Raw genomic sequence first — 19982 nt, 5'->3', positions numbered from 1 at the left:
CTGCGGGCCCGGGCCGGCCGTGCGCTCCGCCGCCTCAGGCCCGCCGCAACCGCAGGGTCATCAGCTCGAAGGGCCGCAGCCGCAGCGACACCGCGCCGCCCGCCCGGTCCGGGGCCGGTGTGTCGGACGGCCGCTCCAGGAGATCGGTCACCGTCACGTCCGCCACCTCGAAGCCGGCCGTCAGCGTGGCACGCGCCCGGCCGCCGTGGGCCTCGTGGAACCGGACCACGAGGTCCCCGCTGCCGTCGTCGGCCAGCTTCACCGCCGTGACGACGACCGCGTCGTTGTCGACCGTCACCAGCGGGGCGACCTCGTGGGCGCCGGTGACGCTCCGCTCCGGCAGATTGATCCGCCAGCCCTCGCGCACCGCGTCACCGATCCCCGCGCCCGGTACGAGTGCGTGCCGGAAGCGGTGGATGCCCTGGTCGGTCTCGGGGTCGGGGAAGCGGGGCGCGCGCAGCAGCGAGACCCGGACCGTGGTCGTGGTACCCCGGTCGCCGTCCGTGCGGACCTTGCGGGTCACGTCGTGGCCGTACGTCGAGTCGTTGACGACCGCCACGCCCCAGCCCGGTTCCTCCAGTTGGACGAAGCGGTGGTTGCAGGCCTCGAACTTGGCCCACTCCCAGGAGGTGTTGGTGTGGGTCGGGCGGTGGAAGTGCCCGAACTGCGTTTCGGACGCGTACCGTTCGGCGTGCAGGTCGAGCGGGAACGCCAGCTTCAGGAACTTCTCCGTCTCGTGCCAGTCGACCTCCGTGTCGATCAGCAGGCGGCGCTCCCCGGGCGGCAGCGACAGCACCTGGGTGACCCGGGAGGAGCCGAAGGACCGTACGACCCGGACGGACCGGCCGTCCGCGCCGGCCGTCAGCTCGTCGCTGTCCGTGAGGTCGGTGACCGCGTTGCGGTAGAAGGCGTCGACGTCCCAGGCGTCCCACATGTTGGGGAAGTCCGGGTGGAGCTGGAGCAGGTTGGCGGCCGTGCCGGGGGCGATGGTCTCGCGGTCGGCATCGAGGTCGTAGGCGGATACGACGAGACCCCGGGCGTCGATCTCGATGCGCAGGAGGCCGTTGGCGAGGACGTGTCCGCCTTCGGGCCGGTCCGAGACCGTCACCTCTCCGGACGGCTGTTCCGGCCCCGCGCCCCCGGCTGGGACGCCACCCCGGCCGTGCGGCGCCGCGTTGAACAGCAACGGCCGGTCGCCCTCCCCCGCCAGCGCCCGCTGGGCCGCGTCGACGATGCCGTCGAGTTCGGCCGCGATCCGCTGGTACGTCGCCCTGGCCTCCCGGTGCACCCAGGCGATCGACGAGCCGGGCAGGATGTCGTGGAACTGGTGGAGCAGGACCGTCTTCCAGATCCGGTCCAGGTCCTCGTAGGGGTAAGGGAATCCGGTGCGCACGGCAGCCGTCGCGGCCCACAGTTCGGCCTCCCTCAGGAGGTGTTCGCTGCGCCGGTTGCCCTGTTTGGTCTTCGCCTGGCTGGTGAGGGTCGCGCGGTGGAGTTCGAGGTAGAGCTCGCCCACCCAGACGGGCGGGTCCGGGTATTCGGCCTCGGCCTTGGCGAAGAAGTCGGCCGGGGTCTCCCAGACGACGGCCGGCGAGCCCTCCAGATCCCGTACCCGCGCCGCCTTGGCGACCATCTCGCGGGTCGTGCCGCCGCCTCCGTCGCCCCAGCCGGTCGGCGCGAGGGAGTGCCTGGCGCGGCCCTTGTCCTTGAAGTTGCGGGCCGCGTGGGCGAGTTCGCTGCCCTTCATGGAGCAGTTGTAGGTGTCGACGGGCGGGAAGTGGGTGAAGATCCGGGTGCCGTCGATGCCCTCCCACTGGAAGGTGTGGTGCGGGAACCTGTTCGTCTGGGACCAGGAGATCTTCTGGGTGAGGAGCCGTGTCGAGCCCGCCGCCCTGATGATCTGCGGGAGCCCGGCGGCGAAGCCGAAGGTGTCGGGCAGCCAGGCCTCGTCGTTCTCGATGCCGAACTCGTCGAGGAAGAACCGCTTGCCGTGCACGAACTGACGGGCCATCGCCTCCGAGCCCGGCATGTTGGTGTCCGACTCCACCCACATCCCGCCCGCCGGCACGAACCGACCCTCCGCGACCGCCTTCTTCACCCGCGCCCAGACCTCGGGCCGGTGCTCCTTCACCCACGCCCACTGCTGGGCCTGGGACATGGCGAACACGAAGTCCGGCTCGTCCTCGATGAGGGCGGTCATGTTGGCGGTGGTGCGGGCGACCTTGCGCACGGTCTCACGCAGCGGCCACAGCCACGCCGAGTCGATGTGCGCGTGCCCGACCGCGCTGATCCGGTGGGCGGAGGGCGCGGCGGGGACGGCGAGCACCTCGGCGAGACACGCACGCGCCCGGGCCGCCGTGCCGCCCACGTCCTGGAGGTCGACGGCGTCCAGGGCCCGCTCGACCGCGCGCAGGACCTCGTACCGGCGCTGTGCGTCGGCCGGCAGCTCCGCCATCAGCTCGCCGAGCACCTCCAGGTCGATGACGAGCTGCCACACGGTCTCGTCGAAGACGGCGAGGTCCATCCGGGTGAGCGTGTACTGCGGCTCGTGCCCGGCGGTGTCCTTGTCGCCCAGCCAGGTGGGCCGGAAGGGGTGGTAGTCGAGGATCACGGGGTTGGAGGCGGCCTCGACGTGCAGCCGTACCTCCTCGCCGCCCTCCACGGGGGCGCCGACGCGGACCCACTGGTTGCGCGGGTTGAGGCCCTTCACCGGGGTGCCGTCGGGCCGGTAGACGAGACCCTCGCACTGGAAGCCGGGCATGTTCTCGTCGAAGCCGAGGTCCAGCAGGGCCTCCACGGTCCGCCCGGCCCACTCGGCGGGCACGGTCCCGGTGACCCGGAACCAGCTGGTGCCCCACGGAGCACCCCACCGGGCGCCCACCGCGATCGGCTCGGGCTCGGCCGCGAGTCCCTCCGCGACCGGCACGGGCTCGCCGGGCGCGTGCCACACCGCGACGTCGAGCGGCACGGACTCGGGATACACGGCGGGACGGATGCGCTCGTCGAGGACGCGCCGGAGGCGGGCTTCGACCAGGCTGCGGTCGTCATGCATGTGGGGTGCTCCGTTTGTTGGTTACCGGTTACCAGGTGTGCGTGACGGTGACGGGGTCCGACGAGGTGTACAGCTCCCCTACGGCACGCACTTCGAACCGTGCCGTCGACTCGCCCTGCTCCGGCTGGAGACCGGTCAGGAAATAGGCCCGCTGGCCGGTGGCGCCGAGGAAGCGCCGGGTGCCGTCCGCCAACAGCCGGTGCAGGGTGTAGTGCCGCACGGCGCCGGGCGCGGCGTCCCAGGCGAGGCGCAGGCTGCCGCCGTCGGCCGCCGTGATCTGCGGGTTGGCCGGAGCGGCGGGGGTGCTCGGCGCCTCCAGTACGGCGATCGCGCCGAGCCGCCACTGGACGGGCCCGTCGGTCGCGGTGAGGCGGACACCGAGGGCGTGGACGGTGCCGGAGAGACCGGTCAGCGGCACGGTCGCGGTCGACCAGCCGTCTCCCGAGTCCACCGGCAGATAGGTGTACGGCGGTGCCGCACCGGCGCCGGTCGGCTCGGCGGTGGCGACGGCGAGCTCTACGTCCACGCTCCCGGCGTCGGTCCGGTACGTCAGCTCGACAACCGTCTGGGCCGTGATCGGGAGCTGGGTCGCGTAGAGGTCCAGTACCGCGGGCTGGTCCAGCGCACCGTTGACCAGCACGCTGCTGCCGCCCCGCCAGGCGTCCGCGAAGTCGAAGGTCACGGCCGGACTGGTGCCCGCCGTCCGGACCGCCCACCGCCGCGAGGGCAGCCGGTCCTGCAGGCCGAGGTGGTTCCAGGCCGTGTCCGAGGTGACCTCGCCGTCCTCGTACCAGCGCAGCCCGTGCCCGGTGTTGAAGGCGCTCGCGAACGGCACCGCCGACACCGTCGACCGGTCCGCCAACCAGACCGCCGGCGCCCGCCAGGGATCCGTGCCGTCGGGCCGGGACGGGTCCAGTGACCGCCCGGTCCAGAACCGGTCGTCGGCCGCGTGGAAGTCGCCGGGGGTACGGCTCGCGGGGAGGTGGTTGCGGGTCCACTCGGGCCGGTAGAAGCCGACGGACGTGAGGTGCTCCGAGCCGCTGGGCACCATCGCGTCCCAGTTCACGGAGATGTTGGAGCCGTTGGACTCCACGTCGACCCCGGCCCACAACTCGTAGCGGCTGCGCCCGAGTTGTACTGCCTTCGTGCCCGACGAGGCGAGGGTCGAGGCGCTCCACCGGAAGTCGACGAACATGTCGTCGGCGGCCTGGAAGAACGACTGGTTCTGGCTGTTGAGCGCGCCCTGCCAGCTGACCGTGCCGTTGACGGTCATCGCGTCGTACCAGGTGACCCGCTGGCCCCGGGCCGCCGCGAGGGACTTGAGCTCGGTGACGAAGCCGAGCATGGCGGTGCCGAGTGCGGTGTTGCCGCCGCTGGTCTCGGCGTTCACGAACCAGCCGTCGAAGCCGTAGGCGGCGGCCAGGGCGACGAGCTGGGCCGCAAGGGGGTAGTGCCCGGTGGTGTCCGTCTGGACGAGGTCACGGGTCCACTGGAGCTGGCCGCCGTAGGCGGTGGGCGGCAGGAAGATGTTGCCGAGGACGGGTACGCCGTGCCGGTGGGCCGCGTCGACGATCGGCGCGTTCGGGGCGAGGATCAGCCCCTCTCCCGCCGAGCCGCCCCAGAAGACCAGTTCGTCGAGGTACGCCCAGTGGGTGAGGGCGTAGTAGTCGGCGGTGGCGGAGCCCTGGGACGGGTTGCTGGAGGTGGGCCCGAAGGACACCAGCGACTGGATGCGGGCCTGCCCGGAGCGGGCGGTGGTGTTGGCGGGGGTCGGGGTGAAGCGGGCGGCGAGCGGCACGGAGGCGGCGTTGAAGGCGAGGTCGGTGTCGCCGGCCGCCGTCCAGGTCTTCAGACTGCGCCAGGTGATACCGGTGCCCGGGCTGCCGGAGGGAAACGAGTCCGGGTAGAAGTAGGACGCGTAGGGCGGGGTGGCCGTGGTGGCGGCCGCGGTGGCCTTCGCGGTGGCGGCCATGGCGGGGGTGGGTAAGAAGGCCGCCGCGGTGGCGGCGATGAGGACGGTGCGTCTGCTGGGGTTCACGAACGGGTGCCTCCTTGTGGGGTGGGGAGAACCTGGTCGGGCGTGACGACTTCGGTGATACCGCGCGCGGTGAGATGCTCCCGGTCGGCGGCGCGTGTGTCGAGGACGGTGGTGGGGCGGGCGCCGTCGGCGGCGAGCCGGAACCAGGCGTCGAAGACAGGTCCGCCGGGCGCGCACCGGGAGCGCAGGGCCGGTTCGGAGGGCACGACGAGCGCCGTGCCGCGCGTCGTCGCCGCCCTGGACTCGGCCGCCGCGAGGACGTGCGCGATGCCCTTGGGCTTGCGGTCGTTGGTCAACAGGCCGAGCCCGTATTCGAGTTCGGGAAAGTCGGCGAGGCTCCGGCTGACGTCGTGGGAACACCACCAGGTGATGCCCCACAGGTCGGGGCAGTCCAGTACGGCGGTGATCGTCGCCTCGGCGAAGGCCGCCGCGTGCTCGGCGGGGATCAGCGGCGCGGGCGCGCCCACCTCCTGGAGCCAGACGGGCCGGTGCGCGTCCTCGGCCCAGGCCTTGCTCAACTCGACCAGGTATGCGGCGTGCTGCTCGGTCTGGAGGGCGGTGCGGCCGTGCCGCTGGGCGGTGCCGTTGAACACCCAGGAGTGCACGGCGGTGATGTCACCGAGGCGGGCCGAGTGGGCGGGGGTGAAGGGCTGGTCGTCCTGGTACCAGGCGGCGTCGTAGGAGGCGTGCAGGTGCAGCCCGCCGGGGGCGCCCTCGGCGCAGGCGGCCAGCAGCCGTCGGAGCCACTGCTCCGCCTCGGCTTCGCTGATCCGGTCGGGGTCGGGATGCGGTCCTGCGGCGAACTGGTTGACCTCGTTGCCGATGGTCATCCCGATGAAGTTGGGCCGGTCCGCGAGGGCCGCGGCGAGGGTGTGCAGATAGGCGGCCTCGCCCTCGACGACCTGCGGGTCGGTGAAGAGGTTGCGCCGGTGCCAGGTACGGGTCCAGGCGGGCAGGAAGTCGAAGCTGCTCAGATGCCCCTGCAGACCGTCGACGTTGACGTCCAGGCCGCGCTCGGCCGCCGCGTCGGCGAGGGCGAGGAGCTGCTCGACGGCGCGGGGGCGGATCAGGGTGCGGTCGGGCTGGAAGTAGGGCCACAGCGGGAAGACCCGGATGTGGTCCAGGCCGAGCGCGGCGATCGAGTCGAGGTCGGCGCGTACGGAGTCGAGGTCGAAGTCGAGCCAGTGGTGGAACCACCCTTCGCTGGGGGTGTAGTTGACGCCGAAGCGCACGGCAGGAGGCATGCGGTCTCCTTGCGGGAACGGGGTGTTCAGCCTTTGACGGCGCCTTCGCCGACCCCGCGGAAGAAGTACCGCTGGAGGCAGGCGAACAGGGCGATGAGCGGGGCCACGGCGATCACGGTGCCGGCGGCGACGAGCCGTTCGTCGTTGGCGAAGGTGCCGTGCAGGTAGTTCAGGCCGACGGTGAGCGTGAACCTGGAGGGGTCGCTGAGCACGATGAGCGGCCACAGGAAGTCGTCCCAGGCGCCCATGAAGGCGAAGATCGCGACCACGGCGAGGGTGCCCTTCACCGACGGCAGGGCGATCCGCAGGAACCGCTGCCAGGCGTTGGCGCCGTCGACGTAGGCCGCCTCCTCGATCTCGTACGACAGGTTGAGGAAGGCGTTGCGCATCAGCAGCACGTTCATGGCGCCGATCGAGCCGGGCAGGACGACGCCGATCAGGGTGTTGTTGAGGCCGAGTTCACGCATGGTGGTGAACTGGGCGATGATGATGCCCTCCACGGGCACCAGCATCGCGAGGATGAACACGAGGGTGGCGATCCGGCGGCCGCGGTAGCGCAGCCGGGCCAGGGCGTAGCCGGCGAGCGCCGAGCCGACGCAGTTGGTCACCACGCTCGCGCTCGCGACCTTCAGGGAGTTGAGGGCGTAGTCCCAGACGGGGATGGTGTCGGCGACCCGCCGGTAGTTGTGCAGGGTGGGGTGTTCCGGCAGGAAGCTGGGCGGCGAACTGAAGATGTCCTCGGTCGGGCCCTTGAGCGAGGTGGACAGCTGCCACAGGAACGGCCCGACCGTGATGGCCAGGACGACCAGCAGCAGCACGTACCGCAGGACGAGTTCGCCGATCCCGATGCGGCGCCCGTGTTCGTCGGTGACGGCCGCTCTGCCGGCGCGGGTCGGGGACCGGGTGGCGGTGCTCATGTCCGCTCCCTCCGGTCGGCGCGCAGGACGAGGAGCATCAGCGCCACCGCCACGACGAAGACGACGACGGAGAGCGCCGAGGCGTAGCCGACCCGGCCGGTGAGTCCGGTGCCGGTCTGCTGGACGAGCATGACGAGGGTGGTGTCCTCGCCGGCCGGGCCGCCGTCGGGCCCTGCCAGCAGGTAGACCTCGGAGAACGTCTTGAAGGCGGCGACCGAGGAGAGCGCGGCGACCAGCACCATGGTGGAGCGCACGGCGGGCACGGTGACGGTGAGGAAGCGGCGGACCGCTCCGGCGCCGTCCACGGCGGCGGCCTCGTGCAGCTCGCGCGGCACGTTGGCGAGCGCCGCCAGATAGATGATCATGTAGTAGCCGAGGCCCTTCCAGACCGTGACCGCCATCGCGCTCAGCAGGAGCAGCCACTGGTCGCTGAGGAAGCCGACCCGGCCGATCCCGACGGCCTCCAGCAGCGAGTTGACCAGGCCGCGTTCGTCCAGGAGCCACACCCAGATGAGCCCCACCACGACGATCGAGGCGACGACCGGGGTGTAGAAGGCGGACCGGAAGAAGGTGATGCCCGGGATGTTCTTCTGCACCAGCAGGGCGAGCAGCAGGGGCAGGACGACGAGAGCGGGCACCACCCCGGCGATGTACAGGGTGCTGTTGCGCAGGCCGGTCCAGAACATGTCGTCGTGGATCAGTTCGCGGAAGTTGGCGAGGCCGACGAAGCGGCCCGGGATCAGGGTGCGGCGGTCCGTGAAGGAGTTGACCACCGTCGAGACGAACGGGTAGAGCACGAAGGCGCCGACGACCAGCAGCCCGGGGGCGGCGAACAGCCAGGGGCTGGTGGGCAGTTGGCGCCGCACGCGAGAGACGTCGGCCATCGGGTCGTCAGCCCTCCTGCTGGAGCAGCCGGTCGCATGCCTTGACAGCGTTGTCGAGGGCCGTCTTGGGGCTCTCCTTGCCCTGCAGCGTCTTGGCCACCTCGTTGCGCAGCGCGGTCTTCATCTGGTCGCTGAACAACACCGGTGTGTAGTTGACCGCGTTCTTCAGCGACTTGGCGGCGGCGATGCGCACCCGGGTCTCGTCGGTGCCGTCCTCCTTGGTGAAGTACGGGTCGTCGAGGGAGCCGGCGGTGCTCGGGAAGATGGCGACCTTCTTGGCGAAGGACATCTGGTTCTGCGCGTCGGTCACGAAGTGCGCGAAGGCGACGGACGCCGCCGTGTGCTTGGTCCTGGAGTTGACCATCACGCCCATCACGTACATGTTGACGTGCCCGGTGCTGGTGATCTGGTCGGTGATGCCGATGTTCTTGTACAGGTTCGGCGCCTGCTTCTTGAAGTTGTCGAGGTCGAGGGCGCTGCCGGGGTTCATGGCGACGGCCCCGGTGAGGAACTTCTTGCCGGTGGACTCGGGGGTGGCGGTCAGCGCCTGCGGGTCGAGCGCCTTGGCGTCGTACAACTCCTTGTACTTGGTGAGCAGTTCGACCCCCTTGGCATCGTTGAAGGCGAACCCGGTCCCCGCCTTGTTCATCAGCTGCGAGCCGTACCGCCCGAAGTCCTCGATCGTCGGCACGTTGGCGAGGGTGGCGACCTTCCCGTCGCTCTGCTGCGCCATCCTCAGGGCGTCGGCGAAGAGTTCGTCGTACGTCTTCGGCGGCTGGTCGGGATCGAGCCCGGCCTGCTTGAACAGGGTCTTGTTGTAGAACAGCGGTCCGGTGTTCAGATACCAGGGGAAGGCGTACGTCCCGCTCGTCCCCGGTATCTGGTGGCTGGCCCACGCCCCCGCCAGGTACTTGGACCTGTACTTGCCCGCCGCCTTGTCGAGGTCGAGGGCGAGGCCCGCCTTGACGAGCGGGGCGACCAGGTCCGGGGAGACGTTGACGACGTCGGGAAGCGTGCCGCCGGCCGCGTCCGCGCTGATCTTGTCGGCGTAGCCCTCGGCCGGCTGGTCGATCCACTTCACATGGGTGCCCGGGTACTTCTTCTCGAAGTCCGCGACCAGGCCGTCGAAGTACGACTTGAAGTTGGCGCGCAGGTTCCAGGTCTGGAAGGTGATGTCGCCCTCGACCTTGCCCGAGGCGTCGGAGGAACCGCCGTCGTCCCCGCCGGAACCGCAGGCGCTCAGCGGCAGGGCGAGGACGGCGGCAGCGGCGAGGACGAAGGCTCTGCGAGAGATACGCATGGTCCGTTGCTCCTTTGCAGCGGGGTCGGCCGAAGGTGCCGCGCCAGACCTTGCACGCCGTTTCCACCACCAGTCAATGGATTCGGCGCAGCTAAAGTCATTAGTGTCTCAAAACCCCTGTTCAGCAAGGTGTTACGAGCGTATTGCGGTCGATCACTAATACGCTTTAGGGTGTTTGAACTCAAGCGCATTAGCAGATCGCCGTCCAGACCGAATGAGGAAGTGAGTTGGCGGAGAAACGCGTCCCCGCGCGCCGGCCGACGATGAAGGACATCGCGCGCCGCGCCGGAGTCTCCGAGAGCGCGGTCTCCTTCGCGCTCAACGGCCGCCCCGGGGTCTCCGAGACGACCCGGGCCCGGGTCCACCGGGTCGCCGAGCAGCTCGGCTGGCGCCCCAGCACGGCCGCCCGTGCCCTCTCCGGCGAGGGCGCGGCCACGGTCGGCTTCGTCCTCGCCCGCCCCGCGCACTCGCTGGGCGTGGACTCCTTCTTCCTCCAACTGGTCTCGGGCATCCAGGAGGTGCTCGCCGAACGCCATCTCGGTCTGCTCTTCCAGATGGCGGAGGACGTCGCCGACGAGTGCGCGGTCTACCGCCGCTGGTGGGCGGAGCACCGCGTCGACGGCATCCTGATGGTGGACCCGCGGGCCGACGACCCGCGCCCCGACCTGCTCGACGAACTGGGCCTGCCCGCCGTGGTGATCGGCGGCGCACCCGACGACCGGCACCCGGGGCTGTCCACGGTGTGGGCGGACGACGCGGCCGCGATGGCGTCGGTGGTCGACGAGTTGACCGGTCTCGGCCACCGGCGCATCGTCCACATCGCCGGCCTGCCCGGTCTCGCGCACACCCAGCGCCGTATCCGCACCCTGCGCGCCGAGGCCGGCCGGCGCGGCCTGGGCGAGGTCCACTCGGTCACCACCGACTACTCGGACGCCGAGGGCGCGGCCGTCACCCGCCGCGTCCTGCGCGCGACCCCGCCCCCGACGGCCCTGATCTACGACAACGACGTGATGGCGGTGGCCGGGGTCGCTGCGGCGGCCGAACTCGGCTACGCGGTACCGGACGACGTCTCCGTCGTCTCCTGGGAGGACTCGGCCCTGTGCCGCATGGTCAAACCCTGGCTCTCCGCCCTCTCCCGCGACAGCACGGAGTTCGGCCGCACGGCGGCACGGGAACTGACGGCACTGCTGGACGGGGGCGCGGCACGGGCGGTACGGGTGCCGGTGCCCCGGCTGACGGTACGGGGCAGCACGGCACCCGCCCGAGCCTGAGCGATCCGCTGGTCATGCCGTTCATTCACCGCGGGCCGGTGGGGGCTGGTCGCGCAGTTCCCCGCGCCCCTACGGGGCGCGGTCAGGTCCGCTTAGACCGACGACCGGAGCAGCGCGAACTCCGCGAAGCGCACCGCGGCCCGCGCCGCCGTGACCCGCACTCGCCAGTGCCGGGCCCGTACCGGTTCCGCGAGTCGCAGGATCCTGCTCGCGCCGACCGTTCCGGCCGCGGCCACCCGGGACCAGGAACCCGCCGCGTACGCCTCGACCACCAATCCCTCCACCTGCTGCCCGTACCGGATGTCCTCGGCCAACCGGACCCGGTCCACCTCCCGCTCCCGGCCCAGGTCCACGGTCACCCCGCCCGGCGTCACCGATCGGCACGCACCCCGCGCCAGGTCCGCCGGCAGTTCCCGGTCCACTCGGTCGCGGAACTCGCGCAGCCGGGTCACGTCCGTGTCGTGCAGCAGACCGTCCGTGTCCGGTGGGACGTTGAGCAGCAGGACGGCGTTGCGGCCGACCGAGCCGAAGTAGATCTCGGTCAACTCGTCGACGGATTTAGGCTGTTGGTCCGGGTGGTAGAACCAGCCGTCCCGGATCGACACATCGCATTCGGCCGGCCACCACTGGAGGTAGTCGGTCTTCGGCCGAGCCGCGACCAGCGCGGTCCGGCTGCCCTCGTCGGCGGTGTCGTAGGAAAGGGCCCAGTCCGTGCGCCCGTACTGGTTCTCCTTGACCGGGATGACACTCCATTCGTCCTCGCGCGCCAGTCCGCCCTCGTTGCCGACCCAGCGCAGGTCGGGTCCGGTGACCGCGATCGCCGCGTCCGGCGCGAGCGACCGCACCAGCGTGTACCAGCTGTCCCAGTCGTAGTCCTCCACCTTGTCCGGCGGGATGTGGCCCTGGGCGCCGTCGAACCAGACCTCGTCCACCGGGCCGTACTCGGTGAGCACCTCGTAGAGGGTGTTGAGCATGTGGGCGCCGTAGTCGGTGCCCGCGAGGGTGAAGTACCGGTCCGGCGAGCGGTCGTCGCCCGCCACCAGGGTCGGGATCGTCCGGGCGGTCCGTGCGCTGCCGTTGGCGTAGACGCCGTGCAGGTACTGGTTCTCGTCGGCCGGTGAGATGTAGACGCCGACCTTCAGGCCATGGCGGCGCATGGAGTCCGCGAAGGAGCGCAGGACATCGCCCCGGCCGTCGCGCCAACTGCTGCTCGCCACCGTGTGGTCGGTGTACCGGGACGGGTAGAGGACGAAGCCGTCGTGGTGTTTGACGGTGAGGATCGCCAGCCGGAAGCCGCCGTCGCGCAGGGCGCGGGCCCACTGGTCGGTGTCGAGGCTGGTGGGCTGGAAGACGTCCGGGTCCTCGTCGCCGGTGCCCCACTCCAGGCCGGTGAAGGTGTTGACGCCGAAGTGCAGGAAGGCGGTGCGTTCCAGGGCCTGCCAGGTGATCTGCCGCGCGGTGGGGCGGACCCGGGAGGCCTTGCGGACCAGGTCGGCCTCGGTGTCGTCGGGGCCGACCGGGATACGGGAGAGGTCGGTGTCCGCGGTTGCGGCGGCCGGGAGGGCCGGAAGTCCGGTCGTCATCGCCACGGCCGCCGCCGAGGTGACGAAGACGCGTCTCGAGAGATCCATGGGCGTGCTCCTCGGGTCAGGAGAGGTGCCAGAGGGCGGGGGCGTGCTGGTCGGGCGGGTACTGCACCGGCCGGCCGTCGTCCGTCACGGCCAGCGCCATGCGGGTGATCGCGTTGATCAGGTGGTAGCCAGTCGCCGTCGGCTCCAACTCCCAGCGCTGCAAGGTGTTCTGGCCGTCGCACGGCTCCCAGGTCGCCGCCACGCCGGGCTGGAGCGGGGCGTTGAGTGTGAGCTTGCCGCCGCGTATCTCCAGGCAGCCGTCGGCGCCGCGCAGGGTCGCGTAGCCGTCGGCGGTGCGGAGGACCGCCGCCCGGTAGGACACCCCGTCCGCCCGGAAGGTGTACGTCCCGTCCGGTACCGGCACCTCGGTCAGGTCCCGCAGGCCGGGTGCGGGTCCGACGGCCGTGCCGCGTGCGGTGAACTCCGCGTAGGTGGCGTCTGGGTGGGGGTCGCCCCAGGTGGCCTGGGCGATGTGGCGCAGGGCGGGCCGCAGTTCGACGGCCACCTCGTTCTCGGTCTCACCGCTGCCGTTGTCCGGCCAGAGGCTGATCTTCGCGCCGGTGATGCCGTCGGCGGAGGCGAGTTTCTCGCCCTCGAAGGACCGCGGGTCCCAACTCTGGTCGTACAGGGCTTCGGTGTCGGTGTGGAAGCCGCCGCGGACGAGGTAGAGGGAGTAGGACGCGTTCATCACCGCATAGCCCTGGGCGATCAGCTGACTGGGTTTCACCGCCACGTTCAGCCAGTGTTCGACGGTGGTCCCGGCGGCCACGGGGACGGTGTTGGCGCCGGTCAGGCCGTCGTTCCAGATGCGCAGGTGCCGGCCCTTGCTCGCCGCGTAGGCCTGGACGCGGTTGACGAAGTCGACGTACGCGTCCTGCGGGGTGGCGTTCGGGCCGTACTTGTCCTGCGCGTACTTCAGCATCTGCGGGTACTTGGCGTAGTCGGAGCCGAGCATGTACTCGTCGGCGCCCATGTGCCAGGACTTCGCGGTGAAGACCTGGGCGTACTCGTCCATCAGGCTCGTGTAGTAGGCGAAGGCGGCCTGCTGGGTGACGTCGAGCCGGGCGGGCTGCTTGGCGCCGTCGGAGTCGGTGAGCTGGAGGTCCGGCCGGTTCTCGATCCACGGGTCCATGTGGCCCGGGGAGTTGATCTCGGGGACGATCTCGACGTGGTAGCGGCCGCCGAGGGCGACCAGGCGCCGTATCTCGTCCTTGGTGTAGTAACCCCAGGTGTTGGCCTCGGGATGGGCGTCGCTCCTCACCTTCAGCTCCAGGAGCAGCTGGTTGAGCTTGTGGTACGCCATCTCGCGGACCAGGTTCTCCAGCCAGGGCAGGGAGACGTGGATGTAGCAGGCGCAGACGCCGACGCCCCGCTCGCGGTAGCGCGGCACGTCGGTCGTGTGCCCGGCGGGGATCCGGTCGCCCTGGGCGAGCAGCTGGAGCAGGGTGCGGGTGCCGTAGAAGGCGCCGGTCTCCGTCGCGCCGGTGATGGACAGCCGTCGGCCGACGCCGAGTTCGTAGCCCTCGATGCCCAGCGCGGGCCGTGCCGACGGGCGGACGTCGATGACGATGTCGCCGGGGCGGGAGGCGCCCCCGACGACCGGGACCACGCCGTGTCCGGCCGCCCGGAGATCGCCGGCGAGGGTGTCGGCGACCTTGCGCTCGGCCGCGTCGGAGGCGACGAGACGCGCACCGGAGCTGAACGCGTAACTCCCGTTTGCCGGAGTCCAGTTGGTCAGCGCGGGCACGGTGACCGGCGTGGCCGCCTGCCGCTCCCGCGGCACCGCCGCGGTCGGTGCCGCCATCAGCAGGGTCAGTGCCGCCGCGGCCCCGAGGAGCCGCAGCAGCCGCTGTCCGACCTCACGCATGCCACTCCACCTTGAACACCCACACATGCTGTCCCGCCCTGCGCGCCGCCTCGGGCACGTCGATCACCAGGGCCCCGTTGGCGACGGTCCAGGTCAGCGGCCGGCCGTGGCCGAGCATGGTCACCTTGTCGCCGGCGCGGACCGGCACCGGGGCCTCGACGGTGAGCTTGGCGCCCGGCCGGGTCAGGGAGTGGATGTAGAAGGCCTCGTTCGGGCGGACCGTGAACCGCAGGTCGTCGCCGAGCTGGGCCATGCGCGACCAGTACGTGGTCCCGTAGATCGCCTCGCCGTTGACGGCGAGCCAGGCGCCCGTCTCACGCAGCCGGGTCTGCATGATCTCCGGGATGGTGCCGTCGGCGCGCGGGCCGATGTCGAGCAGGAAGTTGCCGTTCTTGGAGACGATGTCGACGAGGCTGTGCACGACCTCCTCGGCGGTCATGTAGGAGCCGTCCGGGGTCGCCTGGTTGTAGCCGTAGCTGCGGGGGTCGAGGCCGCGGCTGGCCTCCCACTTGGCGACGACCGTGTCGGCGTACGTCGTGTACTCGGGCGTCGTGTAGTCGTGGAAGCCGATGCCCGAGCGGTCGTTGACGGTCACGTCGATGGGGCGGGCCCGGTTCTTGGCGTGGTTGAAGTACTCGGCGAGGACATGAACACTGTCGTTGTCGCCGCCGATGTCGCACCAGATGATCTCCGGGTCGTAGCCGTGGACCAGTTCCAGCATCTGCGGGGCCTGGTAGTCCCGCACGAAGTCCTTGCCCGCGGTGTATCCGGTGTACGGCAGCGGATCCAGGGTGTACGGGTTGCGCGGGGCGTGGCCCATCCAGGGGCTGTCGGGGTTGAACCACTCGGGCATGGAGAAGTAGAGGCCGCGATGGAGTTCGGGGGTGTACCGCCGGGACGCCTCGAACAGTTCCTTGACGACATCCCGTTTCGGGCCCATCTTGACCGCGTTGCGGTCGGAGACCTTGGTGTCCCACAGGGCGAAGCCCTCGTGGTGCTTGGAGGTCAGCACGTGGTACTGGGCACCGGCGTCCCGGAACAGCTCCACCCAGGCACGCGGATCGAACTTCTCCGCGGTGAAGCGCGGGATGAAGTCGTCGTAGGCGAAGTCCGTGCCGTAGGTGTCCCGGTGATAGGCGTACGTCGGGTTGTTCGGGTCCTGCATCTGGTCCCAGTACCACTCGGCGTACTGCACCCCGACCGGCGCCCAGGCCGGTACCGCGTAGACGCCCCAGTGGATGAAGATGCCGAACTTGGCGTCGTTGAACCAGTACGGCGCCCGGTGGCCGGCCAACGAGGTCTCGGTGGGCTGGTAGTCGGCGGTGCCGAGCGTCAACGTGCTCTTGCTCACGGCGACTTGGGTGCCGCGGCCGCGGACGCTCACCGTGCCGTCCTGCGCGGTGCCGGGGGCGGTGCCCGTGCGGTTGCGGATGCCGACGTGGACGCGTGCCTGTTCGCCGGGGTCGAGGCGGCGGATGCGGGCGGGCTCGACGGTGCGGGCGCCGGGGACGTCGACGCGCACGGACACCGCGTCGCCCGCCAGGATCGCCACGGTGCCCGCGTTGACGACGGTGGCCTCGACGCTCTGGGCGCCGGAGGCGTCGAGCAGGGAACTGGTGGACCGGGCGTCGCGCAGGGCCAGTGCCCGTCCCTGGGCCACGGGCTGGAGGGAGAGCGCGAAGACGTGCAGGGCGGTCCTGCCCGCCTCGGCCGGGTTGGTGACCGGCAGGGTGAGGGCGACGGCCTCGCGCTGCGGGTCGATCCACACCTCGGAGGTGCCGATGCCGACGCTGTGCGCGTCCTTGCCGCCGTCCGGCTGGTAGCGGTACGGCGCCGACAGCGATCCGCCCACCGCGTACCAGTCGCCGCCGCTCAGACCCCCGGTGCTGGTCGTGCCGTCGGCGTAGTGGACGGTGGCCGTTCCGGACGCGTTGCCGTAGCTGCCGGAGGTGAGGAAGACGGCCGACAGGTAGCGGCCCTGCGGAAATTCGACGCGCTGGCCCAGCGCGACAACGTTGTTCTTGGCGCCCGCCGTCGCGGCAGGAAAGTCGAAGGGGACGCCGTCGACCTCGATCCGGCCGGCCGGGAGTTCCTCGCCCGGGAACGTGTAGCCGGAGCCGTCGAAGTCACCGCCCCGGGCGGCGGCGGTGTCGATCCCGTCGTTGTCGAACAGGGAGTCGAGCGGTACCGGGATCGGCACGGGGACCGGAACCCAGGACGACGCGGCCGCCGCACCGGCGGTTCGCCCACCGGCCGGCTCGGCGGTGTGTGCCTCGGTCGTCGCGGCGCGTGCCTCGGCCGGCGTGGCGAGGGGCAGGGCGGCCGCCGCGACGACCCCCGCCGCGACCTCCAGAACCTGACGTCTTGGGTAGGGAGACATGCTCATGAGCGGCTCCATTCATCGGATGTCTGATGATTGAGCGGGCCCATGAGCCTGTCAATGGGGCGTGCACGGACGGGAGTTGAGCCAGTCGTCGGATGACCTGTGAGAGGAGCACTGGCCTCGGCGAGCGGCCCGCAGCGCACCGGGTCGCCGTCTCCGGGCGCGGGGGCTCTCGACGCGAAGCCCGCGGCGGGGCAGAGTGCCCTTTCGTACCGACGAGTAAGCAGCTTTTCCGCACCCCCGAGGAGCGCCCGTGACCAGCTGGACCGGCCGGACCGCCGCCGAGATCGCCGCCGCCGTACGCGAGAAGCGGGTCACTCCCCGGGAGGTGGTCGCAGGGCATCTGGAGCGGATCGCCCGCCTCGACGGGCGGATCGGCGCGTTCCGCAAGGTCCGGGCGGACGCGGCACTGGCGGAGGCGGACGAGGTCGCGACCCGCGCCGACCTCGCCGAACTCCCCCTCGCCGGGGTGCCGTTGGCGGTGAAGGACAACCTGGCGGTGCGCGGCGAGGCGCACCTGGACGGCTCGGCCGCGATGCCGGACACACCCGCCGACGCGGACCATGTCACCGTGGCCCGGCTGCGGGCGGCGGGCGCGGTGGTCATCGGGCTGACGAACGTGCCCGAGCTGTGTGTCTTCGGCACCACCGAGGGGCTCAACGGCATCACCCGCAACCCCTGGGACCCCGGGCGCAACGCGGGCGGCTCCTCGGGCGGCAGCGCGGCCGCGGTCGCCGCCGGGCTGGCGCCGATCGCCCTCGGCAACGACGGCATGGGCTCGCTGCGGATCCCGGCGGCCAACTGCGGCCTGGTCACCATCAAGCCGGGGTTCGGCGTGGTGCCGGCCGGGATCGGCAACGGCGACTGGTTCGGCATGTCGGAGAACGGGCCGCTGGCGACCACCGTGGCGGACGCCCGGCTGGTGCTCGCGGTGCTGGCGGAGAAGGAGTTCGAGGGCGACGGGCAGCGCACACCGCGGAAGATCGCCGTCTCGCTGCGCAGCCCGCTGGTCGGCGTGACCGTCAGCAAGCCGTATACGAACGCCGTGACGGAGGCGGCCGGGCTGCTGGCGGGCACCGGGCACGAGCTGCGGCGCGCCGAGCCGCCGTACCCGGTGTCGATCGGTGTCACCGCGATCCGGCACTGGACCGCCGGGACGGCTGTGGACGCGGCCGGCCTGGACCCCGCCCTGCTGGCCCGGCGGACCCGGGTGCACGCGGCCATCGGGCGCCGCTTCCTGCGCGGGGTCCAGGCGGGCGACGCCCGCGAGCGGCTGCGCGCCCGGCTCGCCCCGTTCTTCGCCGAGCACGATGTGCTGCTCACCCCGGCCCTGGCCCGCCGCTCCCCCCGGGCGGCCCCCTGGCACGAGCGGGGCTGGCTGCGCAACGCCCTGGCCGGTTCCAACTACTCCCCCCTGACCCCGGCCTGGAACCTCACCGGCTGGCCGGCCATGTCGGTCCCGTTCGGCACGCTGCCCTCGGGCGCCCCCTGCGCCGTACAGCTGGTGGGCCGGCCGGGCTCGGAGGCGGTCCTGCTGGAGGTGGCCCAGCAGCTGGAGACGCTGCGTCCGTGGCAGCGGACGGCGCCTGTCGACTAGCACCCGGGAGCCGGACCCGGTCTCTCGAACGATCCCGCAGGGCGGCGTACTACGGCTTCTTCGGCTCGGTCATCCGGCGGGCCGCCTCGACGACCGCCGCACGGTGCAGGGCCAGCCGCTCCTCGGGCCAGGACTCGCTGACCTCCTTGGGGTCGACGCCCTCGGCGGCCCAGAACCAGGCCTGGGCCGCGGCGAGCACCATGGTCAGAAGGTCGTCCGGGGCCATGGCCGGGTCGAGGTCGCCGCGCTGCTGCGCCTCGGCCACCAGGGCCGCCTTGTTCCGGAACGCGTCCTGTTCGAGTCCGGTGGCGGAGGGTCGCTCCAGCAGCTTCCACAGTCGCAGGCGCATCAGGTCCGGCCGCGCGACCAGGTGGTCGAAGATCGCGCCGGCGTATCCGGGCAGGTTCTCGACGTCGAACGGCACGGACTCGGCGCCCGCCGTCATCGCTCGTTGCAGCACCTCGTCGAAGAGCTGTTCCTTGTTGCCGAAATAGACATAGATCAGCCGCTTGTTCGCCCCGGCGGCCTCGGCTATCCGGTCCACCCGGGCACCGGCGATGCCGTAGGCGGCGAATTCCCGGAAGGCCGCGTCGAGCAGCCGGGCCTTGGTGGCGCTGGAATCCCGTGACATGGGCACCACCCTAGCAAGTAACTATCCAGTTATTGACATCGCCGACGGGCAGGCCTACGGTCTAGGTATCTATCCAGTTAGTTATGGAATCGAGGAACCTCATGGAACAGCGCGCACTGGGCGGCCAGGGCCTGACCGTCGGCGTCCAGGGCCTCGGCCTCATGGGTATGAGCGTCTTCTACGGCGCCACCGACGAGACCGAGTCGCTGGCCACCGTCGACCGGGCGCTGGAGCTCGGCGTCACCCTGCTGGACACCGCCGAGAGCTACGGCCCCTTCGTCAACGAGCAGCTGCTCGGCAAGGCGCTGGCCGGGCGCCGGGAGTCCGCCGTGGTCGCGACCAAGACCGGCGTGGAGATCACCGACGACGGTCAGGTCGTCGGCCTCAACGGCACGCCGGAGTACGTGCGCCACGCACTGGACCGGTCGCTGCGCCACCTCGGCACCGACCACGTCGACCTCTACTACCTGCACCGTATCGACCCCAAGGTGCCGATCGAGGAGACCGTCGGCGCCCTGGCCGAGCTGGTCGCCGAGGGCAAGATCGGGCACATCGGTCTCTCCGAGGCCTCCGCGCAGACCATCCGGCGCGCCCACGCGGTCCACCCGGTCGCCGCCCTGCAGATCGAGTACTCCCTCTTCGAGCGCGGCATCGAGCACGACGGCGTCCTGGACACCCTCCGGGAGCTGAACATCGGCCTGGTCGCCTACTCCCCGCTGGGGCGCGGCTTCCTGTCCGGCGCGATCACCAGCCCCGACGACTTCGCCGCGGACGACTGGCGCCGTACCGACCCGCGCTTCCAGGGCGAGAACTTCCAGCGCAACCTCGACGTGGTCCGCGAGGTCCGCAGGCTCGCCGCCGACAAGGGCGTCACCCCCTCCCAGCTGGCCCTCGCCTGGGTCCAGCACCAGGGCGCGGTCGCCATCCCCGGCACCAAGCGCCGCCGTTACCTGGAGGAGAACATCGCCGCCACCGAGGTCACCCTCACCGCGGACGACCTCGCCGCCATCGAGGCGGTCGCCCCGCACGGCGCGGTCACCGGCGAACGCTACGCGCCGGAGCACATGGGGACCCTGAACGGCTGACCGCCGGCGCCTCCCCTGCCCTCCGGAAACCCAAAAAGCCGCCAACGCACTTCAAGTGCACTTCAAGAGCACTTCAAAAGGT

General features: G+C 71.2%; 13 protein-coding genes. 3 read left to right on the top strand and 10 right to left on the bottom strand.

Features of this window, described 5'->3' with window-relative positions; all coding sequences use genetic code 11:
- Positions 1-34: 34 nt before the first annotated feature.
- The 6 genes from KVT45_RS32605 to KVT45_RS32580 are packed head-to-tail and all read right to left on the bottom strand — an operon-like array spanning position 35 to position 9435.
- A complete protein-coding gene (locus KVT45_RS32605) occupies positions 35-3052 on the bottom strand; it encodes a glycoside hydrolase family 38 C-terminal domain-containing protein (protein WP_217552746.1) in 3018 nt (1005 codons plus the stop codon).
- A 28-nt stretch (positions 3053-3080) separates the two neighbouring features.
- Positions 3081-5090 (bottom strand): endo-beta-N-acetylglucosaminidase, encoded by a 2010-nt coding sequence (locus KVT45_RS32600; RefSeq protein WP_217552745.1) that lies wholly within the window; start codon positions 5088-5090, stop codon positions 3081-3083.
- On the bottom strand, positions 5087-6334 hold the full coding sequence (locus tag KVT45_RS32595) for a glycosyl hydrolase (RefSeq protein ID WP_217552744.1): 1248 nt from the start codon (positions 6332-6334) through the stop codon (positions 5087-5089). The genes KVT45_RS32600 and KVT45_RS32595 overlap by 4 nt, the downstream gene beginning before the upstream one ends.
- A 26-nt stretch (positions 6335-6360) precedes the next feature.
- Positions 6361-7251 (bottom strand): carbohydrate ABC transporter permease, encoded by an 891-nt coding sequence (locus KVT45_RS32590; protein ID WP_217552743.1) that lies wholly within the window; start codon positions 7249-7251, stop codon positions 6361-6363.
- Positions 7248-8135, bottom strand: a complete 888-nt coding sequence (locus KVT45_RS32585) for a carbohydrate ABC transporter permease (RefSeq protein WP_217552742.1) — start codon at positions 8133-8135, stop codon at positions 7248-7250. The genes KVT45_RS32590 and KVT45_RS32585 overlap by 4 nt, the downstream gene beginning before the upstream one ends.
- A gap of 7 nt (positions 8136-8142) precedes the next feature.
- Entirely contained in the window at positions 8143-9435 is a 1293-nt protein-coding gene (locus KVT45_RS32580; RefSeq protein WP_217552741.1) for an extracellular solute-binding protein, read from the bottom strand.
- 263 nt (positions 9436-9698) lie between these two features.
- Here KVT45_RS32580 and KVT45_RS32575 point away from each other — a divergent pair, with 263 nt between their 5' ends.
- Positions 9699-10706, top strand: coding sequence for a LacI family DNA-binding transcriptional regulator (locus KVT45_RS32575; protein ID WP_217552854.1), 1008 nt, complete (start codon positions 9699-9701; stop codon positions 10704-10706).
- A 92-nt stretch (positions 10707-10798) separates the two neighbouring features.
- Here KVT45_RS32575 and KVT45_RS32570 read toward each other — a convergent pair whose 3' ends face one another.
- Genes KVT45_RS32570 through KVT45_RS32560 form a run of 3 tightly spaced genes read right to left on the bottom strand, consistent with a single transcriptional unit; the run spans position 10799 to position 16584 of the window.
- Positions 10799-12337: an alpha-L-fucosidase gene (locus tag KVT45_RS32570; protein WP_217552740.1), complete on the bottom strand. Its 1539-nt coding sequence runs from the start codon at positions 12335-12337 to the stop codon at positions 10799-10801.
- Positions 12338-12353: 16 nt separating this feature from the next.
- Entirely contained in the window at positions 12354-14204 is a 1851-nt protein-coding gene (locus tag KVT45_RS32565; RefSeq protein WP_217552739.1) for a family 20 glycosylhydrolase, read from the bottom strand.
- Positions 14197-16584, bottom strand: a complete 2388-nt coding sequence (locus KVT45_RS32560) for an alpha-L-fucosidase (protein WP_217552853.1) — start codon at positions 16582-16584, stop codon at positions 14197-14199. Before KVT45_RS32560 ends, KVT45_RS32565 begins: the two co-directional genes overlap by 8 nt.
- A 256-nt stretch (positions 16585-16840) precedes the next feature.
- Between KVT45_RS32560 and KVT45_RS32555 the strand changes: the two genes are divergently transcribed.
- On the top strand, positions 16841-18184 hold the full coding sequence (locus tag KVT45_RS32555) for an amidase (RefSeq protein WP_217552738.1): 1344 nt from the start codon (positions 16841-16843) through the stop codon (positions 18182-18184).
- Between the two features lie 49 nt (positions 18185-18233).
- On the opposite strand, the gene KVT45_RS32550 is transcribed toward KVT45_RS32555, so the two are convergent.
- Positions 18234-18815: a TetR/AcrR family transcriptional regulator gene (locus KVT45_RS32550; RefSeq protein ID WP_217552737.1), complete on the bottom strand. Its 582-nt coding sequence runs from the start codon at positions 18813-18815 to the stop codon at positions 18234-18236.
- Between the two features lie 101 nt (positions 18816-18916).
- Between KVT45_RS32550 and KVT45_RS32545 the strand changes: the two genes are divergently transcribed.
- Entirely contained in the window at positions 18917-19900 is a 984-nt protein-coding gene (locus tag KVT45_RS32545; RefSeq protein WP_217552736.1) for an aldo/keto reductase, read from the top strand.
- Positions 19901-19982: the final 82 nt, after the last annotated feature.

Origin of the sequence: Streptomyces sp. GbtcB6 (assembly GCF_019091475.1) — a bacterium.
Taxonomy (GTDB): domain Bacteria; phylum Actinomycetota; class Actinomycetes; order Streptomycetales; family Streptomycetaceae; genus Streptomyces; species Streptomyces hyaluromycini.
Note: the sequence above shows the minus strand (reverse complement) of the source record. Positions and strands in the feature narration are given on the sequence as shown.